This is a genomic window from Mesorhizobium sp. Pch-S (assembly GCF_004136315.1).
Lineage (GTDB): Bacteria > Pseudomonadota > Alphaproteobacteria > Rhizobiales > Rhizobiaceae > Mesorhizobium.
Genome location: NZ_CP029562.1, coordinates 2242342 through 2263094 on the forward strand (window position 1 = coordinate 2242342; position 20753 = coordinate 2263094).

22 protein-coding genes, 1 tRNA gene and 1 pseudogene are annotated in these 20753 nt (G+C 62.5%); 12 read left to right on the forward strand and 12 right to left on the reverse strand.

The window, feature by feature from the left end; translation table 11 throughout:
• The first annotated feature begins 198 nt into the window (after positions 1-198).
• The 3 genes from pncA to C1M53_RS10250 all read left to right on the forward strand — a co-directional run bounded on the left by pncA (position 199) and on the right by C1M53_RS10250 (position 2996).
• The gene (gene pncA, locus C1M53_RS10240; RefSeq protein WP_129416107.1) at positions 199-798 is read left to right on the forward strand and encodes a bifunctional nicotinamidase/pyrazinamidase; all 600 of its coding nucleotides are present in this window, start codon (positions 199-201) and stop codon (positions 796-798) included.
• Between the two features lie 76 nt (positions 799-874).
• The gene (locus tag C1M53_RS10245; protein ID WP_245488509.1) at positions 875-2290 is read left to right on the forward strand and encodes a sodium:proton antiporter; all 1416 of its coding nucleotides are present in this window, start codon (positions 875-877) and stop codon (positions 2288-2290) included.
• 73 nt (positions 2291-2363) lie between these two features.
• On the forward strand, positions 2364-2996 hold the full coding sequence (locus C1M53_RS10250; RefSeq protein ID WP_129412155.1) for an HAD family phosphatase: 633 nt from the start codon (positions 2364-2366) through the stop codon (positions 2994-2996).
• A 32-nt stretch (positions 2997-3028) separates the two neighbouring features.
• On the opposite strand, the gene C1M53_RS10255 is transcribed toward C1M53_RS10250, so the two are convergent.
• From C1M53_RS10255 to C1M53_RS10280, 6 genes are all read right to left on the reverse strand, one after another.
• On the reverse strand, positions 3029-3796 hold the full coding sequence (locus C1M53_RS10255) for a class II aldolase and adducin N-terminal domain-containing protein (protein ID WP_129412156.1): 768 nt from the start codon (positions 3794-3796) through the stop codon (positions 3029-3031).
• Positions 3797-3878: 82 nt separating this feature from the next.
• On the reverse strand, positions 3879-4319 hold the full coding sequence (locus C1M53_RS10260; RefSeq protein ID WP_129412157.1) for a DUF3995 domain-containing protein: 441 nt from the start codon (positions 4317-4319) through the stop codon (positions 3879-3881).
• A 40-nt stretch (positions 4320-4359) separates the two neighbouring features.
• The gene (locus C1M53_RS10265) at positions 4360-4980 is read right to left on the reverse strand and encodes a glutathione S-transferase family protein (protein WP_348630036.1); all 621 of its coding nucleotides are present in this window, start codon (positions 4978-4980) and stop codon (positions 4360-4362) included.
• A 38-nt stretch (positions 4981-5018) separates the two neighbouring features.
• The gene (locus C1M53_RS10270) at positions 5019-5612 is read right to left on the reverse strand and encodes a hypothetical protein (protein WP_129412159.1); all 594 of its coding nucleotides are present in this window, start codon (positions 5610-5612) and stop codon (positions 5019-5021) included.
• 23 nt (positions 5613-5635) lie between these two features.
• Positions 5636-5992 (reverse strand): GFA family protein, encoded by a 357-nt coding sequence (locus C1M53_RS10275; RefSeq protein WP_129412160.1) that lies wholly within the window; start codon positions 5990-5992, stop codon positions 5636-5638.
• Between the two features lie 22 nt (positions 5993-6014).
• On the reverse strand, positions 6015-6272 hold the full coding sequence (locus C1M53_RS10280; RefSeq protein ID WP_129412161.1) for a DUF1272 domain-containing protein: 258 nt from the start codon (positions 6270-6272) through the stop codon (positions 6015-6017).
• Positions 6273-6538: 266 nt separating this feature from the next.
• Between C1M53_RS10280 and C1M53_RS10285 the strand changes: the two genes are divergently transcribed.
• The 3 genes from C1M53_RS10285 (at position 6539) to C1M53_RS10295 (ending at position 8905) form a co-directional block, all read left to right on the forward strand.
• On the forward strand, positions 6539-6793 hold the full coding sequence (locus tag C1M53_RS10285; RefSeq protein ID WP_129412162.1) for an acyl carrier protein: 255 nt from the start codon (positions 6539-6541) through the stop codon (positions 6791-6793).
• A gap of 10 nt (positions 6794-6803) precedes the next feature.
• Complete coding sequence (locus C1M53_RS10290; RefSeq protein ID WP_129412163.1) at positions 6804-8012, forward strand: beta-ketoacyl-[acyl-carrier-protein] synthase family protein; 1209 nt, start codon at positions 6804-6806, stop codon at positions 8010-8012.
• Between the two features lie 188 nt (positions 8013-8200).
• Positions 8201-8905, forward strand: a complete 705-nt coding sequence (locus tag C1M53_RS10295) for a glutathione S-transferase N-terminal domain-containing protein (protein WP_129412164.1) — start codon at positions 8201-8203, stop codon at positions 8903-8905.
• Positions 8906-9018: 113 nt separating this feature from the next.
• On the opposite strand, the gene C1M53_RS10300 is transcribed toward C1M53_RS10295, so the two are convergent.
• The gene (locus C1M53_RS10300; protein WP_129412165.1) at positions 9019-9636 is read right to left on the reverse strand and encodes a nucleoside triphosphate hydrolase; all 618 of its coding nucleotides are present in this window, start codon (positions 9634-9636) and stop codon (positions 9019-9021) included.
• 82 nt (positions 9637-9718) lie between these two features.
• Entirely contained in the window at positions 9719-10813 is a 1095-nt protein-coding gene (locus C1M53_RS10305; RefSeq protein WP_129412166.1) for a hypothetical protein, read from the reverse strand.
• A gap of 226 nt (positions 10814-11039) precedes the next feature.
• Here C1M53_RS10305 and C1M53_RS10310 point away from each other — a divergent pair, with 226 nt between their 5' ends.
• Positions 11040-11933, forward strand: a complete 894-nt coding sequence (locus C1M53_RS10310; RefSeq protein ID WP_129412167.1) for a hypothetical protein — start codon at positions 11040-11042, stop codon at positions 11931-11933.
• Positions 11934-12022: 89 nt separating this feature from the next.
• Here the strand turns inward: C1M53_RS10310 and C1M53_RS10315 are convergent.
• Together C1M53_RS10315 and C1M53_RS10320 are read right to left on the reverse strand one after the other, a co-directional pair.
• Positions 12023-12098: transfer RNA gene (locus C1M53_RS10315), tRNA-Ala, on the reverse strand.
• 175 nt (positions 12099-12273) lie between these two features.
• Positions 12274-12663: a TIGR02300 family protein gene (locus C1M53_RS10320; RefSeq protein ID WP_129412168.1), complete on the reverse strand. Its 390-nt coding sequence runs from the start codon at positions 12661-12663 to the stop codon at positions 12274-12276.
• A gap of 203 nt (positions 12664-12866) precedes the next feature.
• On the opposite strand from C1M53_RS10320, the gene aroA reads away from it, so the two are divergent.
• Positions 12867-14219: a 3-phosphoshikimate 1-carboxyvinyltransferase gene (aroA, locus tag C1M53_RS10325; RefSeq protein WP_129412169.1), complete on the forward strand. Its 1353-nt coding sequence runs from the start codon at positions 12867-12869 to the stop codon at positions 14217-14219.
• Positions 14220-14341: 122 nt separating this feature from the next.
• The gene (locus C1M53_RS10330; RefSeq protein WP_129412170.1) at positions 14342-15964 is read left to right on the forward strand and encodes an ABC-F family ATP-binding cassette domain-containing protein; all 1623 of its coding nucleotides are present in this window, start codon (positions 14342-14344) and stop codon (positions 15962-15964) included.
• Between the two features lie 29 nt (positions 15965-15993).
• Here the strand turns inward: C1M53_RS10330 and C1M53_RS10335 are convergent, their stop codons facing one another.
• Positions 15994-16527 carry a dihydrofolate reductase family protein gene (locus C1M53_RS10335; RefSeq protein WP_129412171.1) on the reverse strand — a complete coding sequence of 178 codons (534 nt, stop codon included), beginning with the start codon at positions 16525-16527 and terminating at the stop codon, positions 15994-15996.
• A gap of 163 nt (positions 16528-16690) precedes the next feature.
• Here C1M53_RS10335 and cmk point away from each other — a divergent pair, with 163 nt between their 5' ends.
• The 3 genes and pseudogenes from cmk (at position 16691) to C1M53_RS10350 (ending at position 19833) form a co-directional block, all read left to right on the forward strand.
• On the forward strand, positions 16691-17338 hold the full coding sequence (cmk, locus tag C1M53_RS10340) for a (d)CMP kinase (RefSeq protein WP_129412172.1): 648 nt from the start codon (positions 16691-16693) through the stop codon (positions 17336-17338).
• A 247-nt stretch (positions 17339-17585) separates the two neighbouring features.
• A pseudogene (rpsA, locus tag C1M53_RS10345) lies at positions 17586-19285 on the forward strand (30S ribosomal protein S1).
• Between the two features lie 173 nt (positions 19286-19458).
• Positions 19459-19833, forward strand: coding sequence for a VOC family protein (locus tag C1M53_RS10350; protein ID WP_129412173.1), 375 nt, complete (start codon positions 19459-19461; stop codon positions 19831-19833).
• A gap of 187 nt (positions 19834-20020) precedes the next feature.
• Here the strand turns inward: C1M53_RS10350 and C1M53_RS10355 are convergent, their stop codons facing one another.
• The gene (locus C1M53_RS10355; RefSeq protein WP_129412174.1) at positions 20021-20728 is read right to left on the reverse strand and encodes an SDR family NAD(P)-dependent oxidoreductase; all 708 of its coding nucleotides are present in this window, start codon (positions 20726-20728) and stop codon (positions 20021-20023) included.
• Positions 20729-20753 lie beyond the last annotated feature (25 nt).

The window sequence follows — 20753 nt, forward strand, 5'->3', positions numbered from 1 at the left end:
AAATTCATTCGTATGCAAATGATATCAGCCGCGCCGGCTTTGTCAAAGCGAACGGTTTTCCGGACCCGCTTCCGCAGTCTCGCGCTTTAGAAGGTTGACGTGGGCGACCATCTGATCAAGTTTCTCCACCCCGGTCGTCAGGGGCGTGTTTCCAACACACCCGAAGCGACCCTCTCCCGCATGTCGAAAGGGAACGCCATGGCCGACGAAGCACTGATCGTTGTCGATCTGCAGAACGATTTCTGCCCGGGCGGCGCACTTGCCGTGACCGGCGGCGACGAGATCGTGCCATTGGTCAACGACCTGATCCGCAATGCCGAGCATGTGGTGATGACGCAGGACTGGCATCCGGCCGGTCATTCCAGCTTTGCATCGAGCCATACGGGCAAGCAGCCTTTCGAGATGATCGAGATGCCTTACGGCCCGCAGACCCTGTGGCCGGACCATTGCATCCAGGGCAGCCTCGGTTCCGATTTCCACTCCGGGCTGGCCTGGAGCAAAGCCGAGCTGATCATCCGCAAGGGCTTCCGCCCGGGAATCGACAGCTATTCGGCATTCTTCGAAAACGACCACACGACGCCGACCGGCCTCGCCGGCTACCTGCGTGAGCGCGGCATCGGCGCAATCACGCTGGTCGGCCTGGCGACGGATTTCTGCGTGGCTTTCTCGGCACTCGACGCGATCAAGCATGGCTTCGCAACGACGGTGCGTCTGGATGCCTGCCGGGGCATCAACCTGAATGGCTCGCTCGACGCGATGCTGGGCCGTATGCGCGACGCCGGCGTGGTGCTGGTCTAAGTTTGTTGGGGCGTGACCTTTTCCGGAAACCGGTTCCGGCTTTCCGGGATCACGCTTTAGGCGTTTGAGGGGCAGAGTGCATTTCAGGAAAATTCTGGCGGCCATTGCGCTGCTCTGCGGGAGCGCGTTTCCCGCTTTCGCTTCCGAGGGCTTGCCCGGCGCAACCATGTCGCTCTGGTGGGCACTGCCCTTTGCCGGTCTGCTGCTGTCGATCGCCAGTGGACCTCTGCTGTTTCCGCACCTCTGGGAACATCACTATGGCAAGATTGCAGCGATATGGGCCGCGCTGGTCGTTGGTCCGCTGGCGCTGGCTTTCGGGGCGGACCTTTCCTTCGGCGCCGTCCTGCACGCGCTGCTCACCGAATACATGTCCTTCATCATCCTGCTGTTTGCGCTGTTCACCATCGCGGGCGGCATTCTCGTTGCCGGCAACATCCACGGCACGCCGTGGACGAATGCCGGCCTGTTGCTGATCGGGGCGATCCTTGCCTCGGTGGTCGGCACCACTGGCGCCTCGATGATCATGATCCGGCCCGTCATCCGTGCCAACGACAACCGGCCGTTCAATGCGCACGTCGTCGTCTTCTTCATCTTCCTGGTCTCCAACATCGGCGGCTCGCTGACGCCGCTCGGCGACCCGCCACTGTTCGTCGGTTTCCTGCGCGGTGTCGACTTCTTCTGGACGACGACGAACCTGTGGCGCGAAACGCTGTTCGTCACCGTCCTGGTGCTGGCTGCCTTCCTGGTGCTGGACTTCGTGTTGCACTGGCGCGAGGCCGGCCAGCCGAAGATCAAGGACCCAACGCGGGATTCCAAGGTGCGCCTGCGCGGCCTGCCCAACCTGCCGCTGCTTGCCGGTGTGATCGCCGCGATCCTCGTCTCGGCTTCCTGGAAGCCCGGCATCGAGATCCCGGTGTTCGGCGTGACGCTGGAATTGCAGAACCTGGTGCGCGACGCCATCATCCTTGCGCTCGCCTTCGTCTCGCTGGTGGTGTCGCGCAGCGAATACCGCAGGGCCAACGGCTTTGCCTGGGGACCGATCGCCGAGGTGGCAAAACTCTTTGCCGCGATCTTCATCTGCATCGTGCCGGTGATCGCCATTCTGAAGGCCGGCAACGATGGTGCCCTGGCACCCCTGGTTGCCCTGGTGACGGCTGCGGACGGGACACCCAACGATCTCGCCTATTTCTGGCTGACCGGTGCGCTGTCTTCGTTCCTCGACAATGCGCCGACTTATCTCGTCTTCTTCGAGCTGGCCGGTGGCGACGCACGCCATCTGATGACGGAGCTTGCGACGACGCTGGCCGCGATCTCCGCAGGCGCCGTCTTCATGGGAGCCAACACCTATATCGGCAATGCACCCAATTTCATGGTCTATGCCATTGCGCGCCACCAGGGCGTCAGGATGCCCGGATTCTTCGGCTATATGCTATGGTCGGGCGCAGTGCTGATCCCGACTTTCCTCATCGCCGGATTTGTCTTCTTCCGGTGAAGGCCTTAGACCGCAGCAGGCGGCATTGTCACGTCGCCTCAAACCTATAGAAAGAACGGCGAAAGGATAACCGATGACGCCAAAAGCCGTTTTCTGGGACATGGATGGAACGCTCGTGGACAGCGAGCCGCTGCACGATGCCGCCCTGGTTTCGGCCATGCGGAGCGTCGGCCTTGAGGCGCCTGCCGACCTGCATGAGCGTGTGCTCGGCAAGACTGCCGCTTTTGTCTACGACATGATGCGCGATGAATTCGGCCTGACGCTGCCGTTCGATGAGTGGATCGCGCTCAAATATGACTACTACATGGCCAATGTCGCCGGCCTGCAGCCGCGACCGGGCGCAATCGAAATCTACCAGGAGCTAAGAGCGCTCGGCGTGCCCCAGGCGGTGGTTTCGAATTCCGACCGGCTGATCGTCGATGCCAATCTCGGCGCGGTCGGTCTTTCGCATGCCGGCATGAAGACCGTGAGCCGCAACGACGTGCGTGAAGGCAAGCCGCATCCCGAGCCATTCCTGCGCGCGGCCTGGCTGTTCGATGTCGCCCCCGGAGAAGCGGTCGCGATCGACGACAGTGTCACCGGTGCGATGTCCGGCCTCGCCGCCGGCATGAAGACGATCTTCTGGCCGGAAAGGCCGATGCCCGGCCCCGACGGCGCGGTCGTCATCGACACCGAGGACGAATTGCGCGCCCAATTGGGGCTTTAGAGCACCAATCGGATAGAGCGCGCTCCGCTCGCTCAGCTGCGATAGACGGGTTCCTGCTCGTCGAGGATCGCCTTCAACTCGGCCAGATGCCGATCCGCCTGGCCGGGATAGTCGTCCATCTCCGATGCCGTCTTCTCGGCGATCTCGTCGGAAAGCACCCGCAGCGGCCGGCCGGTCCACAGGGCCTTGATGTAGGTTTCGGCGGCGCGCTCGAAATAGAACATGCGGTTGAAGGCGTCCGCCACACTGTCGCCGATGACCAGCACGCCGTGATTGCCCATGATCATGACCTTGTGCTTGGGATTGGCAAGCAGTTGCGAACAGCGCTCGCCCTCTTCCTCGAAAGCAAGTCCGCCATAGTGCTCGTCGACGACAGTGCGATTGAAGAAGGCAGCCGAGTTCTGGTCGATCGGCGGCAAGGTGGAGTCGGCCAGCGACGCCAGCACGGTGGCATGGATCGAATGCACATGCATGACGCAACGTGCGTGCGGGACATTGCGATGGATGGCGCCATGCAGGCCCCAGGCGGTCGGGTCCGGCGCATTGGGGCCCTTCAGCGTCTCCGGGTCATTGGCGTCGATCAGGATGAGGTCGCTCGCCTTGACGCGCGAGAAGTGCACCTGGTTCGGGTTCATCAGGAAGCGGGTACCGTCCTCGTTGACCGCCAATGAGAAATGATTGGCCACGGCTTCATGCATGTTGAGCCGCGCGGTCCAGCGGAAGGCGCAGGCCAGATCGACCCGCTCGTCGTAGAATGGCAGGTTGGTCAGCGGTTCCTTCTGCAGGCGTGCCAGGCTCATGGTCTTCTCCTCGGTTTTGAGAGGAGCATGACGCGCGCCTGACGTGACGGCAACTGGAAACAGCTGATCCAGATTTGCGCGATCAGGTCGGGAACTGCGAGATACCCAGGAGCAGGAAGCCGGCTCCTATCAGCAGGCAGAGCGGCGAATAGAAGCTTTGGTCAAGCCGCGCGAAAGGTTGCTCCGGCGCCTGGCGGCGCCACCAGGAGGTGAAGCCGAGCACACCACGGCCAAGGAAAACCAGGGCGATCATCACCGACGTGGCGGCAAGGCCCTGCTGCGGAAACGGCGTCGCGAAAACGCCCATGAGCGCCAGCGGCCACAGGGTCGCCAGAACCAGGCAGGCTGCAACGGCAAAACAGGCGAAGGTCGAAGGCATCTCGGTGACGCCACGCGTTCCGACGACCGCCCGGGCGCAGGAGGCGGCATCACGGCCGGGCCAGATGCCGCCAATGCCCCAGTAGACGTGCAGCGAGGTGATCACGAGCAGGATTGCGGAGAGCGCGAAGGCGAGGACGATCATAACGGTTTGCTCGAATGGGGCGATGAATTGAGCCAGCCGGCTATTGCAGGCCGCAAACGGCTTGCGACCGTGTCCGGGCTGGCCGCTCCAGCACACGGTCCATGTAGGCGTTGACGTTGTCGGACGCGATCGGGAACTTGCCGGCACGGGCCCAGGCGCCCATGTCGCCCAGCAGCACGTCGACAGCCGAGAACCGGTCGCCCAGTGCAAATTGTTTCTCGCCCAGGCGACGATCCAGCGCCTTCACCTCGGAACCGAAGTCATAGGCCGCGGCGGGGCCTACATCGACGCGTATCTCTTTTGGCAGGATGAAGCGGTGGCGCAGCTTGTTCCACAGCGGTGCCTCGAACTCCGACTGCGCGAAATGCATCCAGGAATCCATCTCGGCGCGCCCGGCCACCCCTGCATTGGCGCCCATGCCCTTGTCCGCGTGCTTGTCGGCCAGATAGACGCAGATCGCTGCGGAGTCGGTAACGGTCAGATCGTCGTCAACCAGGATCGGTACCTTGCCGGACGGGTTCAGCGCATAGGCTTCCGACGAACGCAGCTTCACCGGAACGAACTCATAGGGTTCGCCGAGCTCTTCCAGCATCCAAACCACCCGGGAGACCCGCGATCCATTTGATCCGAAAGCCTTGTACATGCCGCCACCTCCATCCATCGCGTTCTAGACCATCGTGGGCATCTACCCAAGCAGGCTCAAACGATGGTGTCGAAGAGCCGCAGGATCCACCAGGCCTGATAGAGCAGAGTGAAGATGATGAAAGCGAGGTGGAAACGCCGGCTGGTCGTATAGATGGCAATGGCGCACAGGATGACGAACAGCGGCGTGCGGATCAGATATTCGTGGCCGAAATGGGCGAAATGCTCTTTGCCTTTCAGCAGAGTGTCGACGACATCGAGCAGGTAGGTCGCCGCCAGCAGGCCGAAAAACCAGTTCCGGCGCGCAAAGAAATAGTCTTCGTAGCTTTGGTAGTCCTGCATCGAATCGGGAAACAGGAAGGCGCACAGCAAATAGAGCGTCACCGAATAGCCGATGATGAAGAGATACTTGCCGAAGGTCCAGTTGGCGACCTCGAAGAGACCGAACTGCCACCACCAGAAATGCACCAGCGTCAGCAGCAGTGACGCCACCCAGGCCAGATGCACCGGATAGAGCCTGTAGGCCTTGGGGTGCTGGATGATACGGGCGACCCCGGACAACAGACGCGTCACGCCGAGACCGATCACCATGCCCATGACAATGCGCAGATGCGGAAAGACGTCGTGCGCCTGGGATAACGGCTGCTCCATCAAGGTTCACCCCGTGCCGCGCGTTAACGGTCGCGCCCGTTGAACTTCTGCGGCGTCAGCGCGTCGGGTTCGACCCCTTCGAGGCAGCGTGCGTTGATGGCAACCGATGCCGTACCGTCAGGCTTGGTTCCGCGGGCGAAGGATTCGATGCCGCAGACCCGGCAGAACAGGTGATGGATGACATGCTTGTTGAAGAGGTAGTCGGTCAGCACATCCTCACCCGAAAGCAGGGTGAAGTTCTCTGCCGGGGCGAAAGTCAGGATGCTGCCCAACCTGCCGCAGCGTGAGCAATTGCAGGATACCGTGTGGTCGAGATCGACGGTCGCCTCATATTTCACAGCGCCGCAGTGACAACTGCCATTGTATGTCTTCATCGCCATGTGGAACCCCTCGTGTCTGTGCTCAGGCCGCGTCGGCGCGAGGCGTGCAGCCTTCCGCCTTGAACACGCGCCTGGTCGATGCCGGGTATTTCTGCAGGAGTGCCGCCGGCCGGATCGGCCGCACCGAGAAATTGCCGCCGCAGTTCGGGCAGACACCCTTCAGCACCGTCTCGACGCAATCCGCGCAGAAGGTGCATTCGAAGGTGCAGATCATCGCGTCGGTGGCGTCGGGTGGCAAATTCCTGTCGCAGCATTCGCATCCGGGGCGCAGTTCGAGCATTTCGTTCTCCCGATCATCGGATATCAGCGGCTGAAGCCAGTCTTTCCCCTTTGTCGTGGAAAGTTAGCGATCCTGCAAGTTAAGTATCGAGAGGCTTTGTCCATATCGGTTGTTGCCTCGCCGGGTTTCGGTTCCTATAGAGGAGGCGGCCTTGATGCCGCCACAACGGGCGGCTCTACGCGGCATGCATCCGTCAGGAGCAACGAGAACAGAGGCGTCGAGACGCCTCCCAGGCACGAAATGCGGATTTGGGGGAAGGACTTCGAATGGCTGACGAATTGGCAAACGAGATCATCGCTAAGATCAAGGCTCACGCCGAGCCTGGCGGCGAGGAGATCACGACCAATACCGAGCTGACGGCGCTCGGCATCCATTCGCTCGAGCTTACCGAAATCATCTTCGACCTCGAGGAAGCCTACGGCATCGAAATCGAGATGAACACGGTCGATGCCTGGAGCAACCTCAAGAATGTCGGCGACATGGTCGAGGCGGTTCGCGCGCTGATCGTGAAGAAAGCCTGACCGAGGCTCCATGCGCACACGCGTCGTTATCACCGGCATCGGCGGCATTTGCGGGCTTGGCACCGATGCCACGTCCATCTGGAACGAGATGAAGGCAGGCCGCCCGGCGATCGGGCAGGTTGTCAGCGCGGATCTGCATCAGTTGAAGGTGCAGGTCGGCAGCGAGATCAAGACGCTGCCGGAACATGGCCTGGAGCGCAAACGGCTGGTCACACTCGATCGCTTCAGCCTTCTCGCCATCATCGCCGCCACGGAAGCCATGCAGCAGTCGGGCCTCATCGTTGGCGCCGAGAACACCTATCGCATTGGTGCAACCGTCGGCGTCGGCGTCTGCGGCTGGGAAACTGTCGAGGAAAATTACCGCGCGCTGCTTCTGAACGGCAGAAGCAGAGCCGATATCTTTTCCGTGCCCAAGGTCATGCCGGGTGCGGCGGCTGGCCAGATCAGCATGCAATTCGGCCTGCGTGGCCCGGTCTTCGGCGTCACCTCGGCCTGCGCGTCCGCCAACCATGCCATTGCCTCGGCCGTCGATCAGATCCGGCTCGGCAGGGCGGACGTCATGCTGGCGGGCGGCTCGGATGCCCCGCTGGTGTGGGGCATCATGAAGGCCTGGGAAGCCTTGCGCGTCCTCTCTCCCGACACCTGCCGTCCGTTCTCCGCCGACCGGCAGGGACTGGTGATGGGCGAAGGCGCCGGCATGGCCGTGCTGGAAAGCTATGAACATGCCATGGCGCGCGGCGCCACCATCCTCGGTGAGATTGCCGGCGTCGGCATTTCGGCGGACGCGTCGGATATCGTCGCGCCGACTGTCGAGGGGCCCGAGGCTGCCATGCGCTTCTGTCTCGCCGATGCCGGGTTCAATCCGGAAGACGTCGACTATCTTAACGCGCACGGCACCGGCACCAAGGCCAACGACCAGATCGAGACCGCGGCGATCAAGCGCGCCTTCGGCGATCACGCCTATAAGCTCTCGGTATCGTCGACCAAGTCGATGCACGGCCATGCTTTGGGTGCATCCGGGGCGCTGGAGATGATCGCCTGCATCATGGCCATCCGCGACGGTATCGTGCCGCCGACGGCCAACTATCGCGAAGCGGATCCGGACTGCGATCTCGACATCACGCCGAATGTTGCGAAGGAACGTCCTGTTCGCACGGCGCTGAGCAACGCATTCGCCTTCGGCGGCACCAATGCGGTGCTGGCGTTCAAGGCGGTCTGATCCTGGGGCGTTGCCGTTTTCCAAGGAAACGCGGGGACGCTCCAGTTCTTCCTCCAAAATTCCGAACGCAAAACCGCTGCGCGCTTCTGCTGAATTGCTTCGGCGCCTCTTGAACCCGGCGCCGGCAGGTCTAAGTTTCGCTCACCCACCCAGGCGGGCGTTCGCGCCGCCCTTTTCCCGAGGCAACAATGACCGATCTTTCCGCCTTCCCGATCAATGCGCGCTGGCCGGCGCAGCACCCCGACCGTCTGCAGCTTTATTCGACGGCAACGCCCAATGGCGTGAAGGTGTCGATCATGCTGGAAGAGATCGGCCTGCCTTACGAGCCGCACTACGTGAATATCGGCCAGGATGAGAGCTGGACTCCCGAATTCCTGTCGCTCAACCCGAACGGCAAGATTCCCTCGATCATCGATCCCAATGGACCGGACGGCAAGCCGCTGCCACTGTTCGAATCCGGTGCCATCCTGCTCTATCTTGCCGAGAAGACCGGCAAGCTGCTGCCGGACGATGCGGCGCTGCGCTACGAAACCATCCAGTGGGTGTTTTTCCAGATGGCATCCGTCGGCCCGATGTTCGGCCAGCTCGGTTTCTTCCACAAATTTGCAGGCCGCGAGATTTCCGACAAGCGCCCGCTCGAGCGGTATCGCAACGAATCGCGCCGCCTGCTTGGCGTGCTCGAGAAGCGCCTCGACGGCCGCAAATGGATCATGGGCGACGACTACACCATTGCCGACATCTCGCTGCTGGGCTGGGTGCGCAACCTCATCGGCTTCTATGAGGCCGGCGAGTTGGTCGGCTTCGCCGATTTCGGCAATGTCGCAGCCTGGCTGGAACGCGGCCTGGCCCGGCCGGCCGTCCAGCGCGGCCTCAACATCCCGGCCAAGCCCTGACGCTCCGGAGCAATTCCAGGAATATGCGTAGCGGTTTCCGCCCGGAATTGCGCAGAACAAAGAAGTAGAGCGTTCTGTGAAAAACGGGAACGCTTCGAGGGCGCTGCCGCCCGTCAGTCCTGCCGGATGACAAGGTCCGCCGACCGGCGGCGGGCCAGCACGCGTTCGATGTTGGGCATATCGTTGGATGCGATCCAGGCGATGGCGTCCTCGTCGCTGCGGCCATGCTCATGCCAGCGCCGGCGCAGCCGCCGCTCAAGTTCACCACGAGTCACTTCGACAAAGATGGTGAAGTCGAACAACGGCGCCAGCCGCGACCAGGGCTCTTCGTCCAGAAGCAGGTAATTGCCTTCCACCAGGATGAAGCGGGTGTCGCTGCCGACAATGCCTGCCGCCGCCCGTGACAATTCGATGCTACGGTCGAAGACCGGGATTGCGATGTCCGGCTCGCCAGCGCGTATGCGCTTGAGCAGCACCTCGAAGCCCGCGAAGTCGAAGGTCTCCGGCGCACCCTTGCGGGCGCGCAGGCCGCGCCTGTCGAGGATGATGTCGTCGTAGTGGAACCCGTCCATCGGCACCACTTCCGCGGTGCCATCCGGCAAGACGTCGTGGAGGGCCGCGGAGAGCGTCGACTTGCCGGCTCCGGGGGGACCGGCGATGGCGACGACGAAGCGTTTCGCCTTGGCAGCACGCTTGAAGATCGTGGCGGCAATGGTGGCAATCTCGGACATTGGCCGTTCCCTGCTCCAGTGCCGGCATCTTGCCGGCCATCCGCGAAACTTTCAAATCTCCCATGGCGGGAGGATGTCCGGCTCAGCCGATGCTGCCTATGCGCAGGAATTGCGCATCATAGGGGACATCCAGCAAGGTGCCTGCAGCGGTCGTAACCCGCAATTGGCCGGTGGTGATGGAAACATCGTGCACCGCCTTGTCGGTTGCTGCCGGAAGCGCACCAATGACATGGCGGAAGGCAACGCGCCGGTCCGGAGCGAGCTCGAAGGCCGTCACCACCCCTTCCCGCTTCAGCCAGTTGTCGCCCAGCGAAGCGGCATGGCCGACCGCGGTACGTCCGTCCTCGATGCCGAGCACACCGCGATGGCGGCCGTTCCAGGGCGCGTAATCGCGCCCGCCATTCGAGATCCACAGCATGGTGATCGGCAGTTCGGCCGGATTCTTCAGGATCAGCACGACGTCTTTTTCCGCAGTGCGCGAAACCGCTGACCAGCCAGGGCCACCATGGTCCGCCTCGACCAGCGTGACGAAGTCCTCATGGTGCCTGTCCATGCGATAGTCTGTAAGATCAACCTCCGTGCCATCCTTGGCCGGAAAGCCACGCGGATCGTCGCGGCGAGCCGGATAAGCGAGCATGGAACGACCGCGCGCCGGATCCGGCTCCGGTGGATTGCCGTCCGTCACGACTGCGCGTTTTGGCGAAAAGGCGAGATGTCCACCTTCGCGCATCGCCGTCATGGGATGATGCGCAACAGAAATCGCACCGGCGCCACCGATGAAGGCATGTTCCTGGTAGAGGAACGGGTGGCCGTCACGCAAAGTAAGGATCTTCTCGACCGCAGCGCCCATGACGGCACGTCGAAGCCTGAAGATGGCCCGCCAGCCGTCTGCCGTCGCGGAACTGTCGATCAGATCCCATGGGCTGTTTGCAGGCCAGCCATGCAACGGCGCTTCCTCGACATCGCTGCGCGAAAACGGCGCGCAGAGGAAGTCGCCCGAAAGCCGCGTCACGCCGTCGGGCAACCCGTGCGGCAGTGTCTCCCGCGGCTCGTCGATCCAGGGTGCCTGATGCAGCGGCCTGAGCACGCGATCGCCCGCTTCGATGGTCAGGTCCGCGATATGGCCGACGGATGTATCGACTGAAACCGAAATGCCTTTTGCCTTGAACGTGACCATCGCCTGCTCCGATTCGCGTCGGCCAGCAAAGCGCGTCAGCGGAGGATTGTGCAAGGTGGATTGTCGCGACGGCACGGCAAGCAAACCATGCCTGGCTAAGAATTTATATGCGGGAAAGCTTTTGCCTGCACTGAGTAATGGGATCATGGCAAGATATCATGGCAATCTATATTGCCTTTAAAAAGATTGCGGGCAATCTACCGGAGAAGATTCCGGGGGAAATGCAGTGCTTGAAGAACTTGCCTTTCGATTCGTCAATCAGGACGAAAGTTCGCTGAACGCAACCAGCTACGGCCTCGTCCTCATCGGAGCGGTCATCGCGGCCTTCACTGTGAGGTCGAACACGGAGATGGCCCGCGCCCCGTATTTTGCCTATTCGATGTTGATCTTTCTGTTGGTATCCGCCACGCAGATCGTCTGGCTGCAATCCTTGCCTGCGATGGCGGGAGGATATCTATGGGTGTTGGTGCTGGTTTCCGTGGCAGCGTCGATTCTCAGTGGTTTCTTCTTGTGCGGCATTGCCAAGGCGCGAGCGCGCGACGCCTATGGAAACGCCAGACTGGCGGCACTTGCATTCATACCCCTAGCGAATTTCTGGCTGCTGCTGACCCCGTCGAAGAATGCGGTATCCGCAAACCGCACACCAACAATTCCGCTCCTTACCGGCGTTAATGGGGTTTTGACCGGCTTCATCCTGCTGATTGGGGCGATCGGGATAGGTGGCTTCGTCAACATACAGCAAGAGAAACTGGGGCAGCAGGCTCAAACCGATCCGGTGGCGATGCAGGCAGGCATGGAGTTTCTCATCCGTTCAGGCGGTCTCGAAAGAGCCCTCAAATCGATGGCCGAACAGGCTGAAACTCCTTTCGTTGTCGATGAAATTACCACCATTGCACGCATCGAAGCCGATGGAACGCAATTGCGTCGGACCTTTGTTGTCGATCTGGAGAACGGGACAATGACGGACGAATTTCGTCAAGGAAGTCGAAGCCAAGTATGTGCCAACCAGCCGTTCAAGCCGCTGTTTCGCGCAGGCGCAAACTTCCATGAAATTTATGTTGGTCGGGATGGTCGTGAGATCGGAACAGTCGTCGTGACGCCACAGGATTGCGGGCTTTAAAGCGTTTCCGTTTTACTCGCGTCGCGCCTCTGGGCTCATGTCCTGCCAATTGTCTGGCCGGTATTACAACAGAACGATCGAGAGAATTTTGGTGGAGCCAATCGGAATCGAACCGACGACCTCTTGAATGCCATTCAAGCGCTCTCCCAACTGAGCTATGGCCCCACTCCGGCTTCCGCCGACCGCCGTTTCCAGCGGGATATTTCGGCAGGGTTGGGACCCCGCCGGTCAGTGCAGGGCGGCTTCTAGCGCCGCCTTGCCGCAATAGCAAGCCTCTCGAAACAGCTTTTTTCGCAAAGCCGGCTCGAAAGCTGGCGGACGCTTTGCGTCCGCCAAAAGATCAGACGTCGTCGTCGTCGTCGCCGACACCGATCATGTCGGAAACGTCGTCGTCTTCTTCTTCCTCGTCTTCAAGGAAGGTGTCGTCGTCATCGTCGCCCAGGTCGACGTCATCATCGTCGTCGCCCATGTCAGGCAGGTCGTCGCCGCCCTTCGCTTCGTCGTCGGCATCCTCGAGCGAAACGATCTCGGCGCCTTCCTCCTCGTTGTCGACTTCCTTGTCCTCGGCCTCGTCCTCTTCTTCGAGCACGGCAGCCTTGCTGTCCTGGAAATAGGAAAGGGGATAGCTCTTGCCCGTATAGGGAGAGACGATCGGATCCTTGTTCAGGTCATAGAATTTGCGGCCCGTTTCAGGGTCGACGCGTTTTGTGCCAAGTTCGGGTTTTGCCACGGCAAGCCTCGTACAAAAAGATTGGTCCCCTTAATCGCAGTTTGCGGCTCTGTCAAAGCCTAATGCCATGGCCTTCCCATGAGCCGTTTTGCCGCCTTTTTCGGGATGACGGCATGAAACGGGCGTGTTAGGAACTTTCTTGCAAAAACGACCACCCCAAGGCCTTGAGCCAAGCTCGGCCCGACAAATCCAGGACATTCGACATGGCGCATGACGCCACACCACAACCTGCGACCGCGCGGCGCTCGCCGCCGCTTTCCGGAACCGCGCGCGTGCCCGGCGACAAATCGATCTCGCACCGCTCCTTCATGTTCGGCGGACTGGCTTCCGGCGAGACCCGCATCACCGGCCTGCTCGAAGGCGAAGACGTAATGCGCACGGGACAGGCCATGAAGGCGATGGGCGCCCATATCGAGAAGCATGGTGACGAATGGGTGATCCGCGGCACCGGCAACGGCGCATTGCTGCAGCCTGAGGCGCCACTCGATTTCGGCAATGCCGGCACAGGCTCGCGCCTCACCATGGGCCTCGTCGGCACCTATGACATGGAAACCACCTTCATCGGCGACGCCTCCTTGTCCAGCCGCCCGATGGGCCGGGTGCTGGAGCCGCTGCGCCAGATGGGCGTGCAGGTGCTGCAAGCCGCACCGGGAGACCGCATGCCGATCACCTTGCGTGGGCCGAAGCATGCCGCACCCATCACCTATCGCGTGCCGATGGCTTCGGCACAGGTGAAATCCGCGGTGCTGCTGGCCGGTCTCAACACGCCGGGCATCACCACCGTGATCGAACCGGTGATGACGCGCGACCACACCGAAAAGATGCTGAAAGGCTTCGGCGCCAATCTCACCGTCGAAACCGACGAGCGCGGCGTGCGCCATATCTTCATCGAAGGCCAGGGCAAGCTCACCGGGCAGGTCATCGCCGTGCCGGGTGACCCGTCCTCGGCCGGCTTCCCGCTGGTGGCCGCGCTCATCGTGCCGGGCTCCGACATTACAATCGAAAACGTACTGATGAACCCGACCCGCACCGGCCTGCTGTTGACGTTGCAGGAGATGGGCGGCCAGATCGATATCCTCAACCCGCGTAACGCCGGTGGCGAGGATGTCGCGGACCTGCGCGTGCGCTCCTCGGAACTCAAGGGCGTCACCGTGCCGGCTGAGCGGGCGCCGTCGATGATCGACGAGTATCCGGTGCTGGCGGTCGCGGCCGCTTTTGCCGAGGGCGAAACGGTGATGCAGGGCCTGGAAGAGCTGCGGGTGAAGGAAAGCGACCGGCTCGCCGCCGTCGCCAACGGCCTCAAGCTGAACGGCGTCGACTGTACGGAAGGCGAAGTATCGCTCAGCGTCCGTGGCGTTCCTGGCGGCAAGGGCTTGGGCGGCGAAGCCAAGGGCGAGGCGGTGAAGACCCATCTCGACCACCGCATCGCCATGAGCTTCCTGATCATGGGCCTTGCCACCGAGAAGCCGGTCACGGTAGACGACCGCGCCATGATCGCCACCAGCTTCCCGGAATTCATGGGGCTGATGACGCGTCTGGGCGCCGAGATCGACTAAACGCCAATGCCTCCATCCTGTCATGGACCGGGTGCTACAAGCCCGGCCCATGCTCTTCCATTCCCTGCCGGGGCCTGCAGCCGCAGCCCGGCACTCCTAAAGAACGCTCAGAGCCTGAAACCATGATCCGCCTCGAAAATATCGGCAAGCAGAACGGCAAGCAGATCGTCTTCATCGAGGCCTCGGCCACGATCCAGCGCGGCGAAAAGGTTGGGCTTGTCGGCCCGAACGGCGCCGGCAAGACCACGCTCTTTCGCATGATCACCGGCGAGGAACTGCCCGACGAGGGCCAGGTCGCGGTCGATCGCGGGGTGCGGATCGGCTACTTCAGCCAGGATGTCGGCGACATGGCCGGCCGCAGCGCTGTGGCCGAGGTGATGGACGGCGTCGGTCCCGTCAGCGCGCTGGCGGCTGAAATGGCCGACCTGGAAGCCGCCATGGGCGACCCGGATCGTGCCGATGACATGGACGAGATCATCACCCGCTATGGCGAGGTGCAGGCCCAATTCGATGAATTGGACGGCTATGCGCTCGATGGCCGTGCGCGCGAGGTGCTCGACGGGCTCGGCTTCAGCCAGGAGATGATGAGCGGCGACGTCGGCAAGCTGTCGGGCGGCTGGAAGATGCGTGTCGCGCTCGCCAAGATCCTGTTGATGCGGCCCGACGCCATGCTGCTCGACGAACCGAGCAACCATCTCGACCTCGAAAGCTTGATCTGGCTGGAGAATTTCCTGAAAGGATATGACGGCGCCATCCTGATGACGTCGCACGACCGCGAATTCATGAACCGTATCGTCGGCAAGATCGTCGAGATCGATGGCGGAGCGCTGACCAGCTATTCCGGCGACTATGAATTCTACCGCCAGCAGCGCGCCATCGCCGAGGTGCAGCAGCAGGCGCAGTTCGAGCGCCAGCAGGCGATGCTGGCCAAGGAAATCGCCTTCATCGAACGGTTCAAGGCACGTGCCTCGCATGCCGCGCAGGTGCAGAGCCGCGTCAAGAAGCTGGAGAAGATCGACAAGGTCGAGCCGCCCAAGCGCCAGCAGACCGTGCGTTTCGAATTCCAGCCGGCACCGCGTTCGGGCGAAGACGTGGCCACGCTGAAGAACGTCTCCAAAAGCTATGGCAGCCGGACCATCTATGACGGTCTCGATTTCCAGGTTCGCCGGCGCGAGCGCTGGTGCGTGATGGGCGTCAACGGCGCCGGCAAGTCGACGCTGCTGAAACTGGTCGCCGGCGCCTCCGAGCCGGATGACGGCACGGTGTCGCGCGGTCCCAGCGTCAAGATGGGTTATTTCGCCCAGCACGCGATGGAACTGCTCGAAGGCGAGCGCACAGTGCTGGAATCGCTGGAAGATTCCTTCCCGCAGGCCGGCCAGGCGCCGTTGCGCGCACTCGCCGGTTGCTTCGGCTTCACGGGTGATGAGGTCGAGAAGAAATGCCGCGTACTCTCCGGCGGCGAAAAGGCGCGGCTGGTGATGGCCAAGATGCTGTTCGATCCGCCGAACTTCCTGGTGCTGGACGAGCCGACCAACCACCTCGACATCGCCACCAAGCAGATGCTGATCGAGGCGCTGTCACGCTATGAAGGGGCGATGCTGTTCGTCAGCCACGACCGCCACTTCCTGGCGGCGCTGTCCAACCGCGTGCTGGAGTTGACGGAAGAAGGCATGCATGCCTATGGCGGCGGCTATACGGAATATGTCGAGCGCACAGGACACGAAGCGCCCGGCCTGCGCGGATAGGGAAGCGCGCCGGCTGGCGGCCCCTGGGCTTACGTGATCGGTGCATACTCCAGCGCCACGACCCCGTTGCTGAACGGCGCTGCTGAAAGCAGCTCGAATCTCTGCTGTTCTCCGGGTGCGAAAAACGCTTTCCCCTGGCCGACTGCGAGCGGATAGCCGAGCAGCCTGATACGGTCGACGAGACCGTGGTGCAGCAACTGCTGGGCCAGGCTGATGCTGCCATGGACATAGATGTTGCCGCCGGTGTCCTGTTTCAGTTTCCTGACCGCCTCGGGCAGAGGTCCCTCCAGCCTTTGCGCGGGCTTCCAGTCGAGCTGGCCTAGCGTGGTCGACGCGACATATTTCGGCAGCGCGTTGAACCTGTCGGCGAAATCCCCGGTCTCATGCGGCCAGGATGCCGCGAATATCTGGTAGGTCACGCGTCCGAGCAGCATGGCGCCGCTGTCGGCAAGCTCATCTTCCTTGAACCTGTCCATCTCGGCGTTCCAGGCGACGCCTGTCAGCTTTTCGACCTCGGCTATGCCGTCGGCGCTGATGAATTCGGTGACGATGACTTTCCTCATTTTGCTCTCCATTGAAGGAAACGCGTGCTGGAAAGAATGCAACAAGGACGATAACGGCCCGCTGCCCGCTCAAATTCCGTCGATCGGACATTCTGCCGATCCGAAGCGGGTTTGGCCAGGAACACACTTGCTTTCCATTGGCGTCTCCGCTTGAAGCATGGCCATGTCTCAGTCTCTCACCATAGCCATCGACGGTCCGGCAGGCGCCGGCAAGGGAACCCTGGCCCGGCGGCTGGCGGACTACTACCACCTGCCGCATCTCGACACCGGTCTCACCTATCGCGCCGTGGCGCATATGCTGCTCGCCAAGGGCTGGCCGCTCGGCGACGAGCCGCATGCCGTGGAGGCTGCCCGCCTGATCGATCTCGGCAATCTCGACCGCTCGGTGCTGTCGGCGCATGCCGTCGGCGAGGCCGCTTCGAAAGTGGCCGTCATCCCGGAAGTGCGCCGCATCCTGGTCGAGAAGCAGCGCGCCTTCGCGGCACAGCCTGGCGGCGCGGTTCTCGACGGCCGCGATATCGGCACCGTGGTGTGCCCGGACGCGATGGTGAAGCTCTATGTGACCGCCAGCGCGGAGGTGCGGGCGCGGCGCCGGCTGGCGGAGATCGAGGCCAATGACGGCACCGGCGATTTCGCCACCATCCTCGCCGACATCACGCGCCGCGACGAGCGCGACATGGGCCGCGCCGACTCGCCGCTCAGGCCCGCGGGAGACGCGCACTTGCTTGATACGTCGCAAATGTCTATAGAAGCCGCGTTTCTGGCGGCCAAGACGATCGTTGACGACGTTCTGGCCAAAAGAGACGCCTGATCCGGCGTTTTCGCCGCTTGCTGTTGCGAGCCGTGTGAAAATACCCATATCGGGCGGGAGCATGATCCCTGAGGGGTCATGCGACAAATGAAAAGAAACCGGCCTGCCAGCATTCTTTGCGCCGAACCGCCGCGGCAACGCGGCCCAGGATTTTGACCCGGAAACAGGTCTTGACCCGGAATACCGGCAGGTCATCGCAACGCTAACCCACGGCGCCAGCCTCCAGGCGAGGCTTTCAGGAGAAAGTATGTCTCAATCCATTCCGACTCGCGACGATTTCGCGAGCATGCTCGAAGAATCGTTCTCGGACGGTCATTCGGGCGAAGGCCAGGTCGTTCGCGGTATCGTCACCGCGATTGAAAAGGACATGGCCATCATCGACGTCGGCCTCAAGGTCGAGGGCCGCGTGGCACTGAAGGAATTCGGCGCCAAGGGCAAGGACGGCAGCCTCAAGCCAGGCGATACCGTCGAAGTTTATGTCGAGCGCATCGAAAACGCGCTGGGCGAAGCCATGCTCTCGCGCGACAAGGCGCGCCGCGAGGAAAGCTGGGTCAAGCTGGAAGAGAAGTTCGCCAAGGGCGAGCGCGTCGAAGGCGTCATCTTCAACCAGGTCAAGGGCGGCTTCACCGTCGATCTGGACGGCGCCGTGGCCTTCCTGCCGCGTTCGCAGGTCGACATCCGTCCGATCCGCGCGTCACCCCGCTCATGCACAACCCGCAGCCGTTCGAGATCCTCAAGATGGATCGTCGTCGCGGCAACATCGTCGTTTCGCGCCGCACCGTGCTTGAAGAGAGCCGTGCCGAGCAGCGCTCCGAGATCGTCCAGAACCTCGAAGAGGGTCAGGTGGTCGAAGGCGTGGTCAAGAACATCACCGACTACGGTGCGTTCGTCGACCTCGGCGGCATCGACGGCCTGCTGCACGTCACCGACATGGCATGGCGCCGCGTCAACCATCCGACCGAGATCCTCAACATCGGTCAGACGGTCAAGGTGCAGATCATCCGCATCAACCAGGAAACCCACCGTATCTCGCTCGGCATGAAGCAGCTCGAGAGCGATCCGTGGTCGGATATCGGCACCAAGTTCCCGATCGGCAAGAAGATCACCGGAACGGTCACCAACATCACCGACTACGGCGCGTTCGTCGAGCTGGAGCCGGGCATCGAGGGCCTCATCCACGTTTCGGAAATGTCGTGGACGAAGAAGAACGTGCATCCGGGCAAGATCCTGTCCACCTCGCAGCAGGTCGACGTGGTCGTGCTGGAAGTCGATCCGGCAAAGCGCCGCATCTCGCTCGGTCTCAAGCAGACGCTGGAGAACCCGTGGCACGCCTTCGCCGCCAACCATCCGGTCGGCTCGACCGTGGAAGGCGAAGTCAAGAACAAGACCGAGTTCGGTCTGTTCATCGGCCTCGACGGCGACGTGGACGGCATGGTGCACCTGTCGGATCTCGACTGGAACCGTCCGGGTGAGCAGGTCATCGAAGAGTACCAGCGCGGCCAGATGGTGCGCGCCCAGGTTCTCGACGTCGACATCGACAAGGAGCGCATCTCGCTCGGCGTCAAGCAGCTTGAGCGCGACGCGGCCGGCGATGCCGCCGCTTCGGGCGAACTGCGCAAGAACGCCGTCGTCACCTGCGAAGTCACCGGTGTGAAGGATGGTGGTCTCGACGTGCGGCTGGTTGAAAGCGGCATCGACACCTTCATCAAGCGCTCCGACCTGTCGCGTGACCGTGACGAGCAGCGTCCGGAACGCTTCACCGTTGGCCAGAAGGTCGACGCCCGCGTCATCGCCTTCGACAAGAAGACCCGCAAGCTGCAGGTCTCGATCAAGGCGCTGGAGATCGCCGAGGAGAAGGAAGCCGTCGCTCAGTACGGTTCGACCGACTCCGGCGCTTCGCTGGGCGACATCCTGGGTGCCGCGCTGAAGAAGCAGGGCGGCAACTAAGCAGCCCTCTCGCGCCGCTTCGGCTGCGCAGAGCCAAAATCCAAGACCCGCCGGAGCGATCCGGCGGGTTTTTTTGTTTCCTGCGTCGAATGGCCAGCCTTGCAAGTCGATGAGCGGCCGGGAACATTCACCGCCGCCAGCGGGATGCCGGCTTTGGGCAGGAGCAATTGAAGATGATCGATCATGTCACCGTCGCGGTCAGCGACCTCGCCGCAAGCAGGCTGTTTTACGAGAAGGCCTTCGAGCCACTCGGCTACCGGCTTTCCTTCGGGGAGGAGGGTGTCTTCTGGGCCTTCGACATCGGCGACGGGCTTTTCGAGATCATGCAGTCGGCCAGTGCCGGACCGCTGACCCGCGTGCATGTCGCCTTCCGCGCCAGGAGCCACGCCGAGGTGGACGCCTTCTATCACGCAGCGCTGGCCGCCGGAGCAGCGGACAATGGCGCGCCGGGGCCGCGTCCGGCCTATACGCCGAACTACTATGCCGCCTTCGTGATCGATCCGAACGGCTACAACATCGAAGCCATGATCGATGCGCCGTCTTCCTGATCTCACGCCAGTTCGCTTCGCTCACGGCTCCGAAAGGGCGACCTGACGGCCGACGGGCGGTCGCCCTCGCGAACCCATGGGTTCGGCCTGATCTCGCGCCAGTTCGCTTCGCTCACGGCTCCGAAAGGGCGGCCTGACGGCCGGCGGGCGGTCGCCCTGGCGAACCACGGGTTCGAATTTGCGACGCTCAGGCGCGCCCGTAGAGCGGGACCAGCGTCCCGCTCATCGCCTCGTTGCGCGGTGAGGCGAGATAGACGATCGTCTCGGCTGCGGCGTCCGGGCTTACCCATTTCGAAAAATCGGCATCCGGCATGTCGGTGCGATTGGCGGGAGTGTCGAGCGTCGAAGGAGCGATGGCGTTGACCAGGATGCCCTTGCCTTTCAGTTCCTCGGCCAGCGCAACCGTCATCGCCGCCACCGCAGCCTTGCTCGCCGCGTAGGCAACCATGCCGGCGCCGCGTCTTGGTTCGAGCCCTGCCCGCGCCGAAACGTTGACGATGCGGCCGCGCGTGCCGGAAGCGAGCATGGCGCGCACCGCTGCCCGGCTGCACAGGAAGGCGGTGCGGGCATTGGTGTCCATCATCTCATTGTAGGCGGCCGATTCGGTCTTCTCGACCGGCGCCATGGCGAAGCCGCCGGCCAGGTGGATCGAGGCCCACAGGTCCGGAACACCGGCGTAGAAGGCGGTGACGGCTTCGGTGTCCTCGAGATAGACGTTGTTCACCAGATGCACGCGATCGTGTTTGCTGAAAGGGAAGTGCGCCGGCGCCGCCGCATGGCTGTTCGGCACGTGGCAGATGGCGCCTTCCTGTAGGAGCTGCGCCACCACGGCACTGCCCAGCGCACCCGTTCCGCCGGTGACGACAACATGTTTTTGGTCCAGCGTAGCCGCCATCCGCGACAACTCCTGCTCAGTCATT

Excerpts from the sequence above, each read along its gene's own strand:
- pncA (WP_129416107.1), top strand. The coding sequence starts at position 199 with ATGGCCGACGAAGCACTGATCGTTGTCGATCTGCAGAACGATTTCTGC.
- C1M53_RS10250 (WP_129412155.1), top strand. The coding sequence starts at position 2,364 with ATGACGCCAAAAGCCGTTTTCTGGGACATGGATGGAACGCTCGTGGAC.
- C1M53_RS10255 (WP_129412156.1), bottom strand. The coding sequence starts at position 3,796 with ATGAGCCTGGCACGCCTGCAGAAGGAACCGCTGACCAACCTGCCATTC.
- C1M53_RS10260 (WP_129412157.1), bottom strand. The coding sequence starts at position 4,319 with ATGATCGTCCTCGCCTTCGCGCTCTCCGCAATCCTGCTCGTGATCACC.
- C1M53_RS10265 (WP_348630036.1), bottom strand. The coding sequence starts at position 4,980 with ATGGATGGAGGTGGCGGCATGTACAAGGCTTTCGGATCAAATGGATCG.
- C1M53_RS10270 (WP_129412159.1), bottom strand. The coding sequence starts at position 5,612 with ATGGAGCAGCCGTTATCCCAGGCGCACGACGTCTTTCCGCATCTGCGC.
- C1M53_RS10275 (WP_129412160.1), bottom strand. The coding sequence starts at position 5,992 with ATGGCGATGAAGACATACAATGGCAGTTGTCACTGCGGCGCTGTGAAA.
- C1M53_RS10280 (WP_129412161.1), bottom strand. The coding sequence starts at position 6,272 with ATGCTCGAACTGCGCCCCGGATGCGAATGCTGCGACAGGAATTTGCCA.
- C1M53_RS10285 (WP_129412162.1), top strand. The coding sequence starts at position 6,539 with ATGGCTGACGAATTGGCAAACGAGATCATCGCTAAGATCAAGGCTCAC.
- C1M53_RS10290 (WP_129412163.1), top strand. The coding sequence starts at position 6,804 with ATGCGCACACGCGTCGTTATCACCGGCATCGGCGGCATTTGCGGGCTT.
- C1M53_RS10295 (WP_129412164.1), top strand. The coding sequence starts at position 8,201 with ATGACCGATCTTTCCGCCTTCCCGATCAATGCGCGCTGGCCGGCGCAG.
- C1M53_RS10300 (WP_129412165.1), bottom strand. The coding sequence starts at position 9,636 with ATGTCCGAGATTGCCACCATTGCCGCCACGATCTTCAAGCGTGCTGCC.
- C1M53_RS10305 (WP_129412166.1), bottom strand. The coding sequence starts at position 10,813 with ATGGTCACGTTCAAGGCAAAAGGCATTTCGGTTTCAGTCGATACATCC.
- aroA (WP_129412169.1), top strand. The coding sequence starts at position 12,867 with ATGGCGCATGACGCCACACCACAACCTGCGACCGCGCGGCGCTCGCCG.
- C1M53_RS10330 (WP_129412170.1), top strand. The coding sequence starts at position 14,342 with ATGATCCGCCTCGAAAATATCGGCAAGCAGAACGGCAAGCAGATCGTC.
- C1M53_RS10335 (WP_129412171.1), bottom strand. The coding sequence starts at position 16,527 with ATGAGGAAAGTCATCGTCACCGAATTCATCAGCGCCGACGGCATAGCC.
- cmk (WP_129412172.1), top strand. The coding sequence starts at position 16,691 with ATGTCTCAGTCTCTCACCATAGCCATCGACGGTCCGGCAGGCGCCGGC.
- C1M53_RS10350 (WP_129412173.1), top strand. The coding sequence starts at position 19,459 with ATGATCGATCATGTCACCGTCGCGGTCAGCGACCTCGCCGCAAGCAGG.
- C1M53_RS10355 (WP_129412174.1), bottom strand. The coding sequence starts at position 20,728 with ATGGCGGCTACGCTGGACCAAAAACATGTTGTCGTCACCGGCGGAACG.